Genomic DNA, 17,094 nt, shown 5'->3' on the forward strand with positions numbered 1-17,094 from the left:
TCGGTAACTAGGCTCTCGGCCATGACGACGCTCTCCGGCAAGACCATCATCATGTCCGGCGGCAGCCGTGGCATCGGCCTGGCGATTGCCGTGCGGGCCGCCCGCGACGGCGCGAACATCACCCTCATCGCCAAGACCGACAAGGCAGACCCGCGACTCGTCGGCACGATCCACACCGCGGCCGAGGCGATCGAGGCGGCCGGCGGCAAGGCGCTCGCGGTGGTTGGCGACGTGCGCGACGACCAGACCCTCGCAGATGCGGTCCAGCAGACGGCGGACGCCTTCGGCGGGATCGACATCGTCGTCAACAACGCGAGCGTGCTCAACCTCAGCCCCACTGCGACGCTCGACCCCAAGCGCTACGACCTCATGCAGGACGTCAACGTCCGCGGCACCTTCATGCTGACCAAGGCGGCCCTCCCGCACCTGCTGGCCTCGCCGGACCCCAAGGTCCTGACCCTGTCGCCGCCCATCAACCTGGACCCGCGCTGGTTCGCCGGCCACCCGGCATACACGATGGCGAAGTATGGGATGACCCTCGCGGCGCTGGGTTTCGCCCACGAGCTGGGCCAGAAGGGCGTCTCGTCCACCTGTCTGTGGCCGGCGACCCTCGTCGCGACGGACGCGATCGGCAACCTGCCCGGCGGCGACCAGATGGTCAAGGTGAGCCGCAAGCCCGACATCGTGGCGGACGCCGCCTGGGAGATCCTCACCACCGAGGGCCAGGGCCTCAACGGCCAGACCGTGATCGACGAGGACCTGCTGCGCGCACGCGGCGTCGCCGACTTCGCGGCCTACTCCATGACGGGCAGGGACGAGGGCCTGGCGCCCGACCTCTTCCTCAGCTGACCGATCGACCTTATGCCGCGGCGCTGGCGCGGCGCGGCGCTCGCCCTGCGCGTCGCTCGACTAGAGCTCGCGGAGGTGGCCGTCCTCGACGTGCCAGCGACGGGTTGCGTTGAGGTCGGCCAACATCCGACGGTCGTGGGTGACGAGCAGGACGGTCCCGCCGAACGAGTCGAGCGCCTGTTCCAGCTGCTCGATGGCGGGCAGGTCGAGGTGGTTGGTGGGTTCGTCGAGGACCAACAGGTTGACCTCGCGCGCCTGCAGCAGCGCCAGGGCCGCGCGGGTGCGCTCGCCGGGTGACAGTGAGTCGGCCGGCCGGTGCACGTGCTCGGCGCCGAGCCCGAACTTGGCGAGCAGGGTGCGCACGTCGGCGTCCGGCCACGTCGGGAGGGCATCCCCGAACGCCCGGGCCAACGGCTGGTGCCCGACGAAGAGCCCACGAGCCTGGTCCACCTCGCCGACCCGGACCGACGACCCGAGGCCGGCTGTCCCTGCGTCGACGGGGATCGTGCCGAGCAGGACGCCGAGCAGGGTCGTCTTGCCCGAGCCGTTGGCGCCGGTGACGACGATCCGGTCGGCCCAGTCCACCTGCACGTCGATCGGCCCGAGGGAGAAGTCCCCCCTCCGCACGACCGCTCCCGCAGCCGAGGCCACGACCGAGCCGGAGCGCGGAGCAGCCGCGATGGTCATGCGCAGGTCCCATTCCTTGCGCGGCTCCTCGACCACCTCGAGGCGTTCGATCATGCGCTCGGTCTGTCGGGCCTTGGCGGCCTGCTTCTCGGCCGACTCCGCGCGGAAGGCCGGGATGAACTTGTCGTTGTCCGTGGCCTTGCGACGCGCGTTGCGGACGCCCACCGCCATCCAGTTGCGCTGGGTCACCGCACGCTGCTGGAGCCGGCCCCGGGTGTCGGCGTACTCCTCGTACTCCTCGCGCGCGTGCCGCCGCGCGACCTCGCGCTCGGCGAGGTAGCTGTCGTACCCGCCCTCGTAGACCCCCACCTGCTGCTGCGCCAGGTCCAGCTCGACGACGCGGGTGACCGTGCGGGCCAGGAACTCCCGGTCGTGGCTGATGATGACCGCCGGGCTGCGCAGCCCTGCGACGAACTGCTCCAGCCGTTCGAGGCCGTCGAGGTCGAGGTCGTTGGTCGGCTCGTCGAGGAGGAGCACGTCGTACCGCGAGAGCAGCAGGGCAGCCAGGCCTGCCCGGGCCGCCTGTCCACCGGAGAGGGCGGTCATCGGCATGTCCAGATCGACCCCGAGCCCGAGCGAGGCGACCGTGGTGGCCGCGCGCTGCTCGAGGTCCGCGCCACCGAGCGCGAGCCACGTCTCCAGCGCCGCGGCATACCGGTCATCGGCCCCCGGCGTCGGATCGGCGAGGGCGTCGGCGGCGGCGTTCATCGCGTCCTCGGCGTGGCTCACGCCGGTGCGGCGCGCGATGAACCCGGCCACGGTCTCGCCGGGTCGGCGCTCCGGTTCCTGGGGCAGGTGCCCAACGGTCGCGCTCGCCGGGGTCAGCGTGACCGCGCCCTCCTCCGGCTCGAGCTCGCCGGCGAGGAGCCTCAGCAGCGTCGACTTGCCCGCGCCGTTCGCTCCGACGAGCCCGACGACGTCGCCGGGACCGACGATCAGGTCGAGTCCGGCGAAGAGTGCTCGCGCGCCGTGCCCGGCGGCGAGGTTGGTGGCCTGAAGTGTGGTGCTCATGTCCCGACGGACGGTACCCGTAGCCCACCGCCCGCCGACACCGGGTTTGGTGTGCGCCGACGGTCGGGAGCACCGGGGTTGTGGGATGCCCGCGTGAGCGGTGGGATGACAGGCATGACAACGCTGTCGCACACCGCGGGTGAGACCGACGTCCCGCTCCTGGAGCAGACGATCCCCGACAACCTGGATGCGACCGTGGCCCGGTTCGCGGACCGCGACGCGCTGGTGGACGTGACCCAGGGGATCCGCTGGACGTATGCCGAGTTCGCGGCCGAGGTGGACCGGCTAGCCCGTGCGCTGCTCGCCAGCGGGGTGACCAAGGGCGAGAGGGTCGGCATCTGGGCGCCGAACTGCGCGCAGTGGACCGTGGTTCAGTACGCCACCGCCAAGATCGGCGCGATCCTGGTCAACATCAACCCGAGCTACCGGACGCACGAGCTGGAGTTCGTGCTGAAGCAGGCCGGCATCTGCGCCGTCTTCCTCGCCGAGTCCTTCAAGACCAGCGACTACGTGGCGATGCTCGAGGAGGTGCGGGCGAGCTGCCCCGGTGTCCGCGACTCCTACGTCCTCGGGCAAGCCTCGTGGGATGCCCTGCTGTCGCGGTCCGACGAGGTCACGTCGGAGCAGGTCGCGAAGGTCCAGGCGACCCTCGATCCCCACGACGCGATCAACATCCAGTACACGTCGGGCACCACCGGCTTCCCCAAGGGCGCCACCCTGTCGCACCGCAACATCCTCAACAACGGGTTCTTCGTGGGCGAGCTGTGCCGCTACACCGAGGCCGACCGGGTGTGCATCCCGGTGCCCTTCTACCACTGCTTCGGGATGGTCATGGGCAACCTCGCCTGCACCACCCACGGCGCCGCGATGGTGATACCCGCGCCCGGTTTCGATCCGGCTGCGACGCTCAGGGCGACGGCCGACGAGAAATGCACCTCGCTCTACGGCGTCCCCACGATGTTCATCGCGGAGTGGTCGCTCCCGGACTTCGCGGCATACGACTTGTCCTCGGTGAGGACCGGGATCATGGCCGGATCGCCTTGTCCTGCAACGATGATGACCAAGCTCATCGACGCCGGGATCACCGAGATGACGATCTGCTACGGGATGACCGAGACGTCACCGGTCTCCACGCAGAACCGCACCGACGACACCTTCGAGCAGAAGGTCGGCACGGTCGGCCGGGTGGGCCCCCACCTCGAGATCAAGGTCGTCGACCCGGTGACGGGAGAGACGCTGCCGCGCGGTGAGGCCGGCGAGTTCTGCACCAAGGGTTACTCGGTGATGCTGGGCTACTGGGAGCAGCAGGACAAGACCGACGAGGTGCTGGTCGACGGCTGGATGCACACCGGCGACATCGCGGTCATGGACGATGACGGCTACGTCCAGATCACCGGCCGGATCAAGGACATGGTCATCCGAGGTGGGGAGAACGTCTACCCGCGCGAGATCGAGGAGTTCCTCTACACCCACCCCGACATCCTCGACGCCCAGGTGATCGGGGTGCCCGACCAGAAGTACGGCGAGGAGCTGTGCGCCTGGATCCGCATGCGGGAGGGCGCAAAGCCGCTCGATGCCGAGGCCGTGCGGGCGTTCGCGACGGGCAAGCTCGCGCACTACAAGATCCCGCGCTACGTCACGATCGTCGACGAGTTCCCGATGACCGTCACCGGCAAGGTCCGCAAGGTCGAGATGCGTGAGAAGTCAGTGGCTGAGCTGGGCCTGGCCACCTGACTCACCCGCCACCCCCTCTGACCTGCGCAAACGGCGACCTGGGCGGTGGACGTTTGCGCTGGGCTGCCCTAGGTTGCCAGTGCCGGGGACCCCGTTCCGGCCCAACCCAGGAGGGCTCATGAAACCCATCGTCTGGATCATCGTCATCATCGTCGCCGTGGCTGTCGTCGCCTGGCTCGTCATGATGAACAGGAGCCGCCAGCTGGAAACCCGTCGCGAGGAGGCCGCCGACCTGCGGTCCGAGGCTGAGCAGCACGACCGCGACCACCGCGAGCGGGACGCTGCAGCAGCCGAGGCCCAGGCGCAGGCCGAGAAGGCCAGGGCCGAGGCGCAGGAGCAGCAGGCCCGGGCTGTCCAGCTCGAGTCGGAGGCCCAGCGACGGGCCGAGGACGCCGAGAGGGCGCGCGAGAACCGCGACGAGCACCTGCGTGCGGCTGACGAGCGCGACCCCGACGTCGACGTGTCCGAGAACGTGTCCGCGACCGAGGCCGAGAACCAGGCCGAGACCGTGGACGCTGACCGAGCCGGCGACCGCGAGGCCGGGACCGTGGACGCTGACCGAGCCGGCGACCGCGAGGCCGAGACCGTGGACGCTGACCGCGAGGCCGCCGACCGCGAGGCCGCCGACCGCGGGGACCGTCGCCCGCAGGTCTGACGGCACCCGAGGCCCGGTCAGCAGGCATGCCTGCGGCCGGGCTTCGTCGTCGGCGAGCGGTGGGGGAATGGGTTGACGGGCGCGCTGGTTCTACGGGATAGTTGAAATTCGAACTAGATCGGGAGTGCCCATGCCTGCTGTCTCCGTCGCCGACCTCACGGTTCTGCCGCGCGTCCCCGCGCCGGGCGCCATCGCCGAGCAGCGCCGCGTCCGCTCCGTGACCAGCGCCCCGAGTGGCCTCGAGGGGGAGGGGTTCCCGGTCAAGCGCGCCTTCGCCGGTGTCGACCTGCGCGACCTCGACCCGTTCATCCACATGGACGAGATGGGCGCCGTCGAGTATGCGCCGGGCGAGCCCAAGGGCACGCCCTGGCACCCGCACCGCGGCTTCGAGACGGTCACCTACATCATCGACGGCATCTTCGACCACCAGGACTCCTTCGGTGGCGGCGGCACGATCACCGACGGCGACACCCAGTGGATGACGGCCGGTTCGGGGATCCTGCACATCGAGGCCCCGCCGGAGCACCTCGTCGTCAGCGGTGGGCTGTTCCACGGTTTCCAGCTCTGGGTGAACCTGCCGAAGGTCGACAAGCTGAAGGCACCGGCATACCAGGACCTGAGGTCGAGCGAGGTCGGGCTGCTGACCTCCGCCGACGGCGGCTCCTTGCTGCGCGTCATCGCCGGCGAGGTCGGGGGAGTGCAGGGTCCGGGCTCGACCCACACCCCCATGGCGATGGTGCACGCGACCGTGGCTCCCGGTGGCGAGCTGTCCCTCCCGTGGCGTCGCGACTTCAACGCCCTCGTCTACGTCATGAGCGGCGACGGCTTCGTCGGCCCCGACCAGACGCCGGTCGGCCCCGGCCAGCTCGCCGTCTTCGGACCCGGCGACGCCATCCAGCTCTCCTCGGCCCGCACCCAGCAGGAGCGGTATGCCGCGGGGCTCGACGTCGTCGTGCTCGGCGGCCTACCCATCCGCGAACCAGTCGCCTGGGCCGGCCCGTTCGTGATGAACACCGAGGCAGAGGTCCGCAAGGCCTTCGAGGACTACCAGGCCGGCCGGCTCGGCCAGCCCGTCCCCCACGGCGACGTCGGCGGCGCCAGCGCCTGACCGCGCACCTGGGCGGCGGCGCCGCCCGTCCGCGCGAGTCTGAAGGATCGTGGGGACCCTGGCCCGGCAGATCCTTCAGACTCGGGGCGCCGGAGCCTGCTGCGGCACGGCTGCCGGCGCCGCGGCATACCGGTCGCGCAGCTGGCGGTAGAAGCGGCTGGTGAGCGCGTAGGCCGTCAGGGCCAGTCCAAGCAGCCCGGCCAGGACGAACACCAGGGCGATCCCTCGCGTCGGCCCCGTGCCGAACCACGAGCCGATCCACTTCGCGCCGAGTCCGTCGGTCATGAACGGGATGAAGGCGAACTGGGCCAGCGGGCTGATCAGGAACGCGGTCAGTGGCGAGGCCGACTGCTCCACGCTCTGGGCGAACCCGAAGACCCGCCCCTGCCGCTCGTAGGGCACGACCTTCTGCAGCACCGTCTGCTCGGAGGCCTCGACGTACGGGATGAGCGCCATGTAGACGACCATCCCGACCGCCAGCCAGATGATCGAGTTGCGCATCGGGAAGACCACGGTCGTCGTCCACAGTGCCAGGTTGATGAGCAGGATCAGCCGCACCGGGTTGGAGGACAGGCCGGTGCGGGTGATGAGCAGCCCCGCGATGATCAGGACGCCGGACAGGGCGCCCCACAGGAACCCCCACGTCTGGACCGACACCATCGACAGGCCGTAGGCGTCCATCAGAGCCATGAACACGCCGCCGAGGAAGTTGTTGATCGTCGAGAACACGATGAGCGCAGGCATGCCCGGTATGCCGCGCACGACCTTCACCGTGCCCGCCAGGTCGACCTTGCGGTCGCCGCCGCCGTCGGCCGCCGAGTCGACGTCGGAGGGGAGCTTCACGAAGGGGAGGTGCACCAGTGCGAGCCCGACGACCACGAGGGCCAGGACCAGCACGCCCATCATGCCGTTGGCGCCGACGAGCAGGCCGCTGATCACCGACGTGACGAGGAACGACACCCCCGACGTGGTGCCGACGAGCCCGTTGGCGCGGTCGCGCTGGTGCTCTGGGACGAGCGCGGTCACCACGGTCGGCAGCGCGATGGTGCGCAGGTTGCCCGCGATCATGCCGGTCATGAGGAGGACCACGAAGACCCACAGGCGCAGACTCGTCGGCTCGGTGAACTCTTCGCGCGGCGTGACGAGATAGAGCCCGAACGAGGCGGCATAGAGGACCAGTGAGGCGAGGGCCGACCCCTGCATGACGGCCTTCTTGGAGTGGTGGTCGACGAGGCTGCCGAACCAGATCCCGGTGAGCATCGTGGCCACGAGGAAGATGCCGGCGATCATGCCCGTCGCGAAGACCGAGCGCGTCTCGAGGTAGACGAAGAACGTGATGGCGAACCAGACCGTGAAGTTGATGACCGAGACCAGCAGCACGTTCGCGAGCAGCTGCACGAACGTCGGCATGAAGGGATCGCTCCACCGCAGCCGGGCGTGGTTCGCTTCGGGGTGCGTTCGGTCCGTCACAGGTCCTCCTCGGGGTCACCAGTATCGACCCGGACCGGTCGGCGAACTCATCGCGTGGTGTGGTTTGCCTCGTCGGACGGGATACGATACGGTACGTATCGTATTGAAAGGAGTGAGTGACATGACCCGTTCCACCACCCGAACCCGTACTCGCGCCACCGAGCGCGCAGGCCGCCACTCGCGCGGCCACGCCGGCAAGTACCCCCACGACTACCTGCACAGCGACCGCACCTACGCCGAGACCCAGTCCGACATTGGCGGCGGCCTCTTCCTCGGTGCGATCACGCTCATCGCCCTGATGACCCTGATCGTGATCGGCCTCGTCTGAGCCGTCCCCCGCACCGCCTCGCGCCCGTCGTCCAGCCAATGGACGGCGGGCGCGACTGTCGTCACGTTGCGGCGCCATTGCTGCGGTGCAGCCAATAGGTTTGGCGGCGTCGCGCGACGTTTGCGCGGCGTCAGCTGCGTCATGCGGCGTTCCACGGCCTTCCAGCGACGGGAGCAGTAGTGCGGATCGGTGTTCCAGCAGAGTCCAAGCCGGGCGAGACCCGGGTCGCCGCCACGCCCAAGACCGTGGGCCAGCTGGTCGGCCTCGGGTACGACGTGGTGGTCGAGGCGGGCGCCGGCGCGCGGTCGTCCTTCTCCGACGACGCGTATGCCGCGGCGGGAGCTTCCGTGGTCGACGGCTCGGTGGTCAATGGCTCGGCGGGCATTGGCTCGGCGGGCTATGACTCAGACGCGTGGACGAGCGATGTCGTGCTGAAGGTCAACGGGCCCACCGACGAGGAGATCGGGCGGTTGCGTCCCGGCTCGCTGTTCGCCTCGCTCATCTCGCCTGCCCTCAACCCTGAGTTGGTCGACAAGCTGACCGCTTCGGGCGTGACGGCGCTCGCGATGGACGCGGTGCCCCGCATCTCGCGTGCGCAGTCCCTCGACGTGCTGTCGTCGATGGCCAACATCGGCGGGTACCGCGCGGTCATCGAGGCCGCGCACGAGTTCGGGTCGCTGTTCACCGGCCAGGTGACCGCGGCCGGCAAGGTCCCGCCCGCCAAGGTGCTGGTCGTCGGTGCCGGGGTGGCCGGTCTCGCCGCGATCGGCACGGCCAGCAGCCTGGGTGCGATCGTCCGGGCCTTCGACGCGAGGTCCGAGGTCGGCGAGCAGGTCGAGTCGATGGGTGCCGAGTTCCTGCGGATCGCGGTCGACGACGAGGGCCCCTCGGCCACCGGCTACGCCAAGGAGATGGGCGAGGACTTCAACCGCAAGGCSGCCGAGCTCTAYGCCGAGCAGGCCAAGGACGTCGACATCGTCATCACCACCGCCCTCATCCCCGGCAAGCCGGCCCCGCGCCTCATCACCGAGGAGATGGTGGCGTCGATGAAGCCCGGGTCGGTCGTCGTCGACATGGCGGCCTCCAACGGCGGCAACGTCGCCGGCACCGTGGCCGACCAGGTCGTCACGAGCGCCAACGGCGTCAAGCTGATCGGCTACACCGACCTGCCCGGGCGGCTGCCCACGCAGGCGAGCCAGCTGTTCGGCACCAACCTCGTCAACCTGCTCAAGCTGCTCACGCCGGGCAAGGACGGGCGCGTCGTCCTCGACCTCGACGACGTGGTCCAGCGCGGCATGACCGTGTGTCGTGACGGCCAGACGCTCTGGCCGCCCCCGCCCGTGCAGGTCAGTGCGGCACCGGCCGCCGCGGCCAAGGCCGCACCCGAGCCCAAGGCCCCGAAACCCCCGCCGGACCCGCGGCGCAAGTACGCGGTGATGGCCCTCGGCGCGGTGCTCTTCGGCCTCGTCGCAGCGAACTCCCCGGCAGTCTTCCTCGGCCACTTCACCGTATTCGCGCTCGCGGTCATCGYCGGCTTCTACGTCATCTCGAACGTCGCCCACGCCCTGCACACCCCGTTGATGGCCGAGACCAACGCGATCAGCGGCATCATCCTCGTCGGCGGCGTGCTCCAGCTGGGCAGCTCCAACGCCCTGATCCAGGTCCTCGCGTTCCTCGCCACGCTCGTGGCCAGCATCAACATCTTCGGAGGGTTCGCCGTGACCGGCCGGATGCTCCAGATGTTCAGGAAGGACTGAACCGGTATGAGCGGCAACGTCACCAGCAACCTGGTGCAGGCGGCATACATCGTCGCGGCTGTCCTCTTCGTGCTCTCCCTCGCGGGGCTCTCGAAGCACGAGAAGGCCAAGGAGGGCAACGCTTTCGGCGTGGCGGGCATGGTCCTCGCGCTCGTCGCGACCATCTGGCTCTCGGTCGACCGTGCGGCCCACCCCGTGCTCACCCTCGGCCTCATCGTGGGCGCGATGGCCGTGGGCGCGGCGATCGGGCTGTGGCGTGCGCGGGTCGTCGAGATGACCCAGATGCCCGAGCTGGTCGCGATGTTGCACAGCTTCGTCGGTCTGGCGGCGGTGCTCGTGGGCTACAGCTCCTTCCTCGAGTCCCGCGACGCGGGCACCGACGACAGGCTGCACCTCGTCGAGGTCTTCCTCGGCGTGTTCATCGGTGCGGTGACCTTCACCGGGTCGATCGTGGCGTTCCTCAAGCTCAGCGCACGGATCAAGTCCTCACCGCTGATGCTGCCGGCGCGGCACTGGCTCAACCTTGCGGCCCTCGTCGTGTCGGCCGCCCTGCTCTTCTGGTTCGTCCAGTCCCACTCGGTCGTCCCACTGCTGCTCATGACGGTCATCTCGCTGGCGTTCGGCTGGCACCTCGTCGCCTCGATCGGCGGCGGGGACATGCCCGTCGTCGTGTCGATGCTCAACAGCTACTCCGGGTGGGCCGCGGCCGCGGCGGGCTTCATGCTCGGCAACGACCTGCTCATCGTGACGGGCGCCCTCGTCGGCTCCTCCGGTGCGATCCTCTCCTACATCATGTGCAGGGCCATGAACCGCTCCTTCTTCTCAGTGATCGCAGGCGGATTCGGCCAGGAGGTGTCCGTCGGCGACGACAAGGACTACGGCGAGCACCACGAGACGATCGCGGCCGACGTCGCGGAGCTGCTGCGCGACGCCTCGACCGTCGTCATCACGCCCGGCTACGGCATGGCCGTCGCCCAGGCGCAGTACCCGGTCGCGGAGCTGACCTCACAGCTGCGCAAGAAGGGCGTCAACGTCCGGTTCGGCATCCACCCCGTTGCGGGTCGCCTGCCCGGGCACATGAACGTGCTGCTCGCCGAGGCCAAGGTGCCCTACGACATCGTCCTGGAGATGGACGAGATCAACGGCGACCTGTCCGACACCGACGTCGTCCTCGTCATCGGGGCCAACGACACGGTGAACCCGTCCGCCGCCGAGGACCCCACCAGCCCGATCGCGGGCATGCCGGTGCTCGAGGTCTGGAAGGCGCGCAACGTCGTCGTGTTCAAGCGCTCGATGGCGACCGGCTATGCAGGAGTGCAGAACCCGCTGTTCTTCAAGGAGAACAGCCAGATGCTCTTCGGGGACGCCAAGGAACGCGTCGAGGACATCATCAAGGCCTTGTGAGGTCGGTGCCCCGGCGAGTTTGAAGGATCTGGCGGGTCCAGACCCGGCAGATCCTTCAGACTCGCGGGCTCCACGATCAAGCGGGCGGTGGGTGGCCCTGGTCGGCGACGACGCAGAACTCGTTGCCCTCGGGGTCGGCCATCACCTGCCACCAGGAGTCGATCGCCTCGAGCAGGTCGGTGACGGGATCGCCGATCCGCCTGCCCCCCAACGCCTCCAGCCGCTCGACCAGCGCGGGCACCCCGAGCTCGAGTGGCGGGTGGACGTCGACGTGCATGCGGTTCTTGCCGGCCTTTTCCTCCGGCACGCGCTGCAGGATGAACACCGGCCCCGGCGGCTCACCCTCGCGCGGCCGCAGCACCTCGAACTCCGGCAGCGAGAACACCGCGTCGTAGCCGAGCGCCGCCGTCCAGAACGGCACCAACAGGGACAGGTCACGTCCGTCGAGGACGACCGAAAGCCTCATAGCGCGAGTATGCCGCGTGGCCACCGCGGAGCCGCATGCTCACCCTCGCATCGTGTGTGCTTGGAGCGGGGCTCGGCAGGAATGGTGGTTGACCAGATCTGCCAATGTGCGGATGTTCGCGCAGCGCTGGTGGCAGGGGTCGGCCATGGCGATAGGGAGGGCAGGCAGGGGTGGGGACTGGAGGCTCGGTCGCGGGCAGAGTTGGGTCCAGCCGCTGACGCGGCTCTCGATGTGCTGGAACTGACTGAGTTCGCTTGGCACGACCGCTACGCCGAATTTCCGCCAGACGCCGGGGCTACGCTCCTCATGTGTCGACAACGCGTCACAGGACGTATCGCACCGAGCAGGAGTGGACCGTTGCGCTCGCCCTGCTCGCGTTGGTGCCCAACGCGCTTGCCTTGGCCAACGTGGCGGGCTGGATCGGGCACGAGGAGGTCACCAACGAGTTCAGCTCAATCTATTTCCTGAGCCTCCCCTTCACGTTGGGCTTTGGAGCCTGGGCCCTCGTCAGATCGACTCGAACGCTCAGTGATTACAGTGCGGCCGGCCTCCGTGAGCGCACTTTCGCCGTGCTGGCGTGCATCCTGAGCGTTCCGGCCGTCATCCTCAGCGCACTCGGCTTGTTGGCGATCGGTGGCGGGGGTGGATAGAGACTTCTCGACCCGAGTGCCAGCGGACTTCTGCGTGGCGGAGTTTCGCGACGAGGAGCGTCGTCACCTGCTGGTTGTCGAGGAGTCCTGCTAGGAGTCAATGTCCGCACATGCCGCGGTCCGCGGGGTCGTCCCGATGTGCGGGCGAGTGCTCTTCGTTGCGACGCCCAGGTCGGCGTCGATCTTCCGGTACAACGGTGTCGTATTTGGTTGTCGCCGTTCGTGGCACAGGTGAACGCGGTCCACGGGGTCCGCAAGAGCAGAAGGAGCAGTGATGGCCGAGTACCTCATCTACTTCAACCAGCAGTGGGTGGGCGACCACACGGAGGAGTGGTTCCGCGGGCGGGGACCGCTCGCCATGGCGGTCGTGGATGAGATGAAGGCTGCAGGCGTGTACGTCTTCGCCGGCGGGCTGGAGGAAGACGGCCCGGTGTACAGCGCCGACCCCTCCAGTGGCACGGCGATGATCACCGACGGTCCCTACGTCGAGAGCAAGGAGTTCCTGGGTGGTTTCGCCGTGGTGGACGTTGCCGACGACGAGGCTGCCACGTTGTGGGCCGGACGGCTCGCGGAGGGATGTGGATGGCCCCAGGAGGTGCGCCGGTTCGGGGCCCAGCCTCAGCCCGAGTGACACCGGCTTCGGGGCCCACGGAAGAGCACTCAGCTGCCGCGTTCAGCGACGAGAGGCTGCTGTTACCGCTGGCCCCACTGCTGCTTGGGGTCCAGGAGCGGTCGGAGCTCTGGGAGCTGCGGCCACCGCGCCCCGCCGGTGTGCGCCGCGACGTGGACGGCGAGCAGCGGTCCCGTTGTCCCGCTCAGCCGGAGAGGTTCGTCAGCGTTGCGCCAGATGATGTCGATCCGCCAAGGGCTGTCGTCCAGCGTGAGCTCGTAGAGGGCCAGATCGGTGAACCAGAAGGAGATCCAGCCGCGGAGGCGGTGGTTGGCCAGCAGCCGGTCGGTCGTGGCCACGATCGAGGCGCTGTGCCGGTCTCCCCACTGTGAGGTGGGCAGGGCCGGGTACAGGCGTTCGTACGTCGCGATCGTGCGCAGGGTGGCCGTCTCGTGGGGGGCCAGGCGCACGGGCAACCCGTCGAGGACCGGGAGGGGCTTGGATGACTGCAGGGCGGCGGCATACCTCCTGGCATGCACCCAGTCGCGGTTGCCAGCGGCCGTCGCCAACCATGCTCCTCCCTGCACCACGCTCCGTCTCCAAGCCCGTGTCGTGGGAGCGCGTCCCTGGTTGCGCGGTGGTCCGGCGAAACGGCGGGCGGCGGGGTTGCGGGGGTGCGGTGCCGCCCGCCGTTTCTGGTGACCGACCATTCCCCCCAATGGTTTGTCATCCATGGAGACGCCGCAGGGCACGGAAAAGTGACGTGGTGCGAGATGTTCGGGGAGCGTAAGGGGAACGGCGGGCGGGTTTGCGGGTGCCGCCCGCCGTTCCTGACCGGCATCGTCACAATGGTCGGTCAACCAAGAAGACGTCGGTCATCCGCGATAGTGACGCGGCGTGAGCATCAAGTTTTGGCGAGGGGCCTGGCCCCTGGCGGGCAGGGGTCCACTGCAGGTTCCGGACGCGACTCAGGTGCTCGTCATGCTCGGGAGCTGCCCCTCCTTGGCCTTGCCCGACAGCCGGCTGTTGCGCACGCCGTAGGTGAAGTAGATGAGGAAGCCCAGGGCCATCCAGACGATGAAACGAAGCCACGTCTCGACGGACAGGTTGAGCATCAGGTAGACGCTGATCAACGCGGCCACGATCGGGAGCACCGGTGAGAAGGGCACCGTGAAGGACCTCTTGAGGTCGGGTCGCCTGTTGCGCAGGACAGGCACCGCGACCGACACCAGGGCGAACGCCGAGAGCGTCCCGATGTTGACCATCTCCTCGAGCTTGCCGATGGGGGTCAGGCTCGCGATGAGGGCGATCGCCGCGCCGATCATCACGGTCAACCGGACAGGGGTACCCGTCTTGCGGTTCGTGCGACCCAATACCGGCGGCAGCAGCCAGTCGCGCGACATCGCAAAAGTGACCCTGGTGGCACCGATGATCAGCGTCATGACGACGGTCATCAGGCCGGCCACCGCTCCGGCCGCGATCATCGTGGCGAACCCGGGCTTGCCGACCGACTCGAACGCCGAGGCGAGCGCCGCTTTGGGATCGATCTCGGTGTACTTGACCATGCCTGTGATGACGAGGGTCGTGGCGACGTAGAGGACCGTGCAGATGACCAGCGAGGCGATGATGCCGATCGGGAGGTCACGCTGGGGGTTCTTGGCTTCCTCCGCGGTGGTCGCCACGACGTCGAAGCCGATGTAGGCGAAGAACACGATCGAGGCGCCGGCGACGATGCCCGCGATGCCGTAGGTCGACGGAGTGACCCCGAAGAGCACTTGGATGAGCGGCGCGTGGATGCCCTCAGAGGTCTTGCCGGACACCGACGGCGGGATGAACGGCGAGTAGTTGGCCGACTTGATGTAGCCGATCCCGGCGATGATCACGAAAAGGACGATGAACAGCTTGACGCCCACCAGGACGAGGTTGACGCGCAGCGACTCCTTGATGCCGATGGAGATCAGCGCCGTGAGCGCGACGACGAGGATGAAGGCCAGCAGGTCGAAGTGCGACCCCGGTGCCAGGCCCGCCGGCACGGTGAGGCCGAGCTTGTCGAGGAGCAGGGTGGCGTACTGCGACCAGCCCTGGGCCACGACGCTGGCGCCGAGCATGAGCTCCAGGAGCAGGTCCCAGCCGATGATCCACGCGACCAGCTCGCCGAGGGAGGCGTAGGAGAACGTGTAGGCCGATCCGGACACGGGCACCGTGGAGGCGAACTCGGCATAGCAGAGCGCCGCCAGGGCGCAGCAGATCGCGGCGATGACGAACGAGATCGCGATGGACGGTCCGGCGTAGTCAGCTGCCGCCCGACCCGTCAGCGTGAAGATGCCGGCGCCGATGATGACGCCGATCCCGAAGACGGTGAGGTCGAGGGCAGTCAGCTTCTTCTTGAGCTGGTACTCCGGCTCGTCGGTCTCGCGGATCGACTGCTCGATCGACTTGGTCCTCATGACGGACATCGCATCGCCTCCCGGCTCGGACGGTTCGCCGCTCTCGCGGCCCGGTCCGGGACACGCTAGCGGCGCCTTCCCGACCTCGCTCCTTGGAGGAGGCGAGGGTGAGACGTCAGTCGTCCCAGTCGCGCCGCGGTCGGATCGGGATCGGACCGGTCTCCGCGGAGCGGTCCCGAGCCCTCAGGTCGGGGCTGCGATACAGCGAGTCCGTCGGATCCTCAGAGGCCGGGGAGGGTTGCCGGGGCGAGTGCCGCGGGTCGTCCCATCCGGCATACGGATCGGGAAGGCCGCCACCCCTGCGCCCTCCTCGCGACGAACCGCCGCCGGACGTCGGATCGTCCCAGCGGTCGTCCTGTCCGTCCAACGGCTGGTCGTAGGGGTCGTCGAACACGTTGCTTCGGTCGCCGACCCCGAAGATCTCGGCGCACATGACTCGGTAGTGGTGGTCGGGGTCGGGGACGAAGGAGACCTTGTGAAGCGCCTGGTCCTGGCCGGCCGACTCGAGCACGAACCGGCCGTAGCCGAAGATCCGCCCCGGCACCGACCGCTCGTATGCCATGTCGGTCACCTTGGTCAGCGGCATCATCGGCACCCGCCGGGTGATGAAGCCGTGGAACAACAGCAGCCGCTTGTCGGTGGCGATGAACCAGTCGTGCCGCCAGTTGACGACCTTCCAGCCCGCCCGCGCCAATAGGGCGAACCAGCCCCACCAGACGAGGGTGCCGAGGGTGCTCAGATTCGGGTCGATGCGGGCGTCCACCCAGAACGCGAAGATCAGTCCGGCCACGGCTGAGCCGACCGGCTCGGCGACCCTGCCCCAGTGCTGGTGCACCGCGAAGACGATGCGCTCGCCGTCGACCAGGTAGCGGTCGATCTCGCCGCGGCTGGGCGACCGGCCCATGAGGAACTACCTGCCGAGCAGGGCGTCGAAGAAGCTGCCGATGTTGCGCACCCCGTCGGCGAGGATGCTGCCCGACGTCTTGACGATGTCGGCGGCTTGGTCGGGTGACGTGAAGATGGCGTAGGCAGCGAACGCGACGAGGACCCACAGCAGGATCTTCTTCACGCGCTGCATGCTCAGCTCCTCGGGAGGTCGGTCGGTCCGGATCGGTGGATGGGCACGCCTGTCAAGCGCGCCGCTGGGACCATCCTGACCGATGGCATCAGCCGAACGGGTGAGGCGCGCCGCGTGAGCCGGCCACGCGGCATACCCGGTCGGAGAGGTCAGACGACGCCGTAGAGGCGGTCGCCCGCGTCGCCGAGGCCGGGCACGATGTAGCCCTTGTCGTTGAGCCGCTCGTCCATCGCACCCGTGACGATGGTGATCGGGATGGTGAGGTCGGCCAGAGCCTCTTCCACGTGCTTGACGCCCTCGGGCGCGGCCAGCAGCGTGACCGCAGTGATGTCGTCGGCGCCGCGGTCGGCGAGGTAGCGGATGGCGTCGACGAGGGTGCCGCCGGTGGCCAACATCGGGTCGATTACGTAGCACTGCCGACCACTGAGGTCGTCGGGCAGCCGGTTGGCGTAGGTGATCGCCTCGAGCGTCTCCTCGTTGCGCTGCATGCCCAGGAAGCCCACCTCGGCGCTCGGCAGCAGGCGCACCATGCCCTCGAGCATGCCCAGGCCGGCGCGCAGGATCGGCACGATGAGCGGCTTGGGGTTGGACAGCTTGATGCCCGTGGTCGGGGCGACCGGCGTCTCGATCTCGAACGGTTCCACGCGCACGTCGCGGGTCGCCTCGTAGGCCAGCAGCGTCACCAGCTCCTCGGCCAGCCGCCGGAACGTCGGGCTGTCCGTGCGCTTGTCGCGCAGGTACGTCAGCTTGTGCGTGATGAGCGGGTGGTCGGCAACGTGGACGCGCATACGCGAAACTTAGCGCGTGACTCCGAGCGGTGGACCAGCAGTCGACGAGCGG

At 68.9% G+C, this 17,094-nt stretch carries 17 protein-coding genes; 9 read left to right on the forward strand and 8 right to left on the reverse strand.

The genetic code is table 11. The annotated features are described in order from the left end of the window. Positions 1–21: 21 nt before the first annotated feature. Entirely contained in the window at positions 22–849 is an 828-nt protein-coding gene (locus tag AC1DXJ_RS06850) for an SDR family oxidoreductase (RefSeq protein ID WP_477614478.1), read from the forward strand. A gap of 60 nt (positions 850–909) precedes the next feature. Here AC1DXJ_RS06850 and AC1DXJ_RS06855 read toward each other — a convergent pair whose 3' ends face one another. Beyond that, positions 910–2,547 (reverse strand): ABC-F family ATP-binding cassette domain-containing protein, encoded by a 1,638-nt coding sequence (locus AC1DXJ_RS06855; protein ID WP_477636648.1) that lies wholly within the window; start codon positions 2,545–2,547, stop codon positions 910–912. Between the two features lie 105 nt (positions 2,548–2,652). On the opposite strand from AC1DXJ_RS06855, the gene AC1DXJ_RS06860 reads away from it, so the two are divergent. The 3 genes from AC1DXJ_RS06860 (at position 2,653) to AC1DXJ_RS06870 (ending at position 6,044) form a co-directional block, all read left to right on the forward strand. Further along, positions 2,653–4,281: an AMP-binding protein gene (locus AC1DXJ_RS06860; RefSeq protein WP_477636731.1), complete on the forward strand. Its 1,629-nt coding sequence runs from the start codon at positions 2,653–2,655 to the stop codon at positions 4,279–4,281. A 118-nt stretch (positions 4,282–4,399) separates the two neighbouring features. Continuing rightward, positions 4,400–4,936 (forward strand): hypothetical protein, encoded by a 537-nt coding sequence (locus tag AC1DXJ_RS06865; RefSeq protein ID WP_477636649.1) that lies wholly within the window; start codon positions 4,400–4,402, stop codon positions 4,934–4,936. Positions 4,937–5,066: 130 nt separating this feature from the next. Further along, a complete protein-coding gene (locus AC1DXJ_RS06870; protein ID WP_477614483.1) occupies positions 5,067–6,044 on the forward strand; it encodes a pirin family protein in 978 nt (325 codons plus the stop codon). A gap of 75 nt (positions 6,045–6,119) precedes the next feature. Here AC1DXJ_RS06870 and AC1DXJ_RS06875 read toward each other — a convergent pair whose 3' ends face one another. Beyond that, the gene (locus AC1DXJ_RS06875; RefSeq protein WP_477636650.1) at positions 6,120–7,514 is read right to left on the reverse strand and encodes an MFS transporter; all 1,395 of its coding nucleotides are present in this window, start codon (positions 7,512–7,514) and stop codon (positions 6,120–6,122) included. Positions 7,515–7,635: 121 nt separating this feature from the next. On the opposite strand from AC1DXJ_RS06875, the gene AC1DXJ_RS06880 reads away from it, so the two are divergent. From AC1DXJ_RS06880 to pntB, 3 genes are all read left to right on the forward strand, one after another. Then, on the forward strand, positions 7,636–7,842 hold the full coding sequence (locus AC1DXJ_RS06880) for a hypothetical protein (RefSeq protein WP_477636651.1): 207 nt from the start codon (positions 7,636–7,638) through the stop codon (positions 7,840–7,842). 179 nt (positions 7,843–8,021) lie between these two features. Further along, positions 8,022–9,599: a Re/Si-specific NAD(P)(+) transhydrogenase subunit alpha gene (locus AC1DXJ_RS06885; protein ID WP_477636652.1), complete on the forward strand. Its 1,578-nt coding sequence runs from the start codon at positions 8,022–8,024 to the stop codon at positions 9,597–9,599. 6 nt (positions 9,600–9,605) lie between these two features. Continuing rightward, a complete protein-coding gene (pntB, locus tag AC1DXJ_RS06890; protein WP_477636653.1) occupies positions 9,606–11,003 on the forward strand; it encodes a Re/Si-specific NAD(P)(+) transhydrogenase subunit beta in 1,398 nt (465 codons plus the stop codon). A 76-nt stretch (positions 11,004–11,079) separates the two neighbouring features. Here the strand turns inward: pntB and AC1DXJ_RS06895 are convergent, their stop codons facing one another. Then, entirely contained in the window at positions 11,080–11,469 is a 390-nt protein-coding gene (locus tag AC1DXJ_RS06895; RefSeq protein ID WP_477614488.1) for a VOC family protein, read from the reverse strand. Positions 11,470–11,777: 308 nt separating this feature from the next. Here AC1DXJ_RS06895 and AC1DXJ_RS06900 point away from each other — a divergent pair, with 308 nt between their 5' ends. Next, positions 11,778–12,119: a hypothetical protein gene (locus AC1DXJ_RS06900; RefSeq protein WP_477636654.1), complete on the forward strand. Its 342-nt coding sequence runs from the start codon at positions 11,778–11,780 to the stop codon at positions 12,117–12,119. Between the two features lie 274 nt (positions 12,120–12,393). Then, complete coding sequence (locus AC1DXJ_RS06905; protein ID WP_477624772.1) at positions 12,394–12,750, forward strand: YciI family protein; 357 nt, start codon at positions 12,394–12,396, stop codon at positions 12,748–12,750. 62 nt (positions 12,751–12,812) lie between these two features. Here the strand turns inward: AC1DXJ_RS06905 and AC1DXJ_RS06910 are convergent, their stop codons facing one another. The 5 genes from AC1DXJ_RS06910 to upp all read right to left on the reverse strand — a co-directional run bounded on the left by AC1DXJ_RS06910 (position 12,813) and on the right by upp (position 17,042). Continuing rightward, positions 12,813–13,298 carry a hypothetical protein gene (locus tag AC1DXJ_RS06910; RefSeq protein ID WP_477636655.1) on the reverse strand — a complete coding sequence of 162 codons (486 nt, stop codon included), beginning with the start codon at positions 13,296–13,298 and terminating at the stop codon, positions 12,813–12,815. 399 nt (positions 13,299–13,697) lie between these two features. Then, entirely contained in the window at positions 13,698–15,185 is a 1,488-nt protein-coding gene (locus tag AC1DXJ_RS06915; RefSeq protein WP_477614492.1) for an amino acid permease, read from the reverse strand. A gap of 106 nt (positions 15,186–15,291) precedes the next feature. After that, positions 15,292–16,080 carry a PH domain-containing protein gene (locus AC1DXJ_RS06920; protein WP_477614493.1) on the reverse strand — a complete coding sequence of 263 codons (789 nt, stop codon included), beginning with the start codon at positions 16,078–16,080 and terminating at the stop codon, positions 15,292–15,294. Positions 16,081–16,086: 6 nt separating this feature from the next. Further along, positions 16,087–16,254 carry a hypothetical protein gene (locus AC1DXJ_RS06925; RefSeq protein ID WP_477614494.1) on the reverse strand — a complete coding sequence of 56 codons (168 nt, stop codon included), beginning with the start codon at positions 16,252–16,254 and terminating at the stop codon, positions 16,087–16,089. Between the two features lie 149 nt (positions 16,255–16,403). Further along, a complete protein-coding gene (gene upp, locus AC1DXJ_RS06930) occupies positions 16,404–17,042 on the reverse strand; it encodes a uracil phosphoribosyltransferase (protein WP_477614495.1) in 639 nt (212 codons plus the stop codon). Positions 17,043–17,094: the final 52 nt, after the last annotated feature.

The organism is Pedococcus sp. P2_D9 (assembly GCF_056404275.1).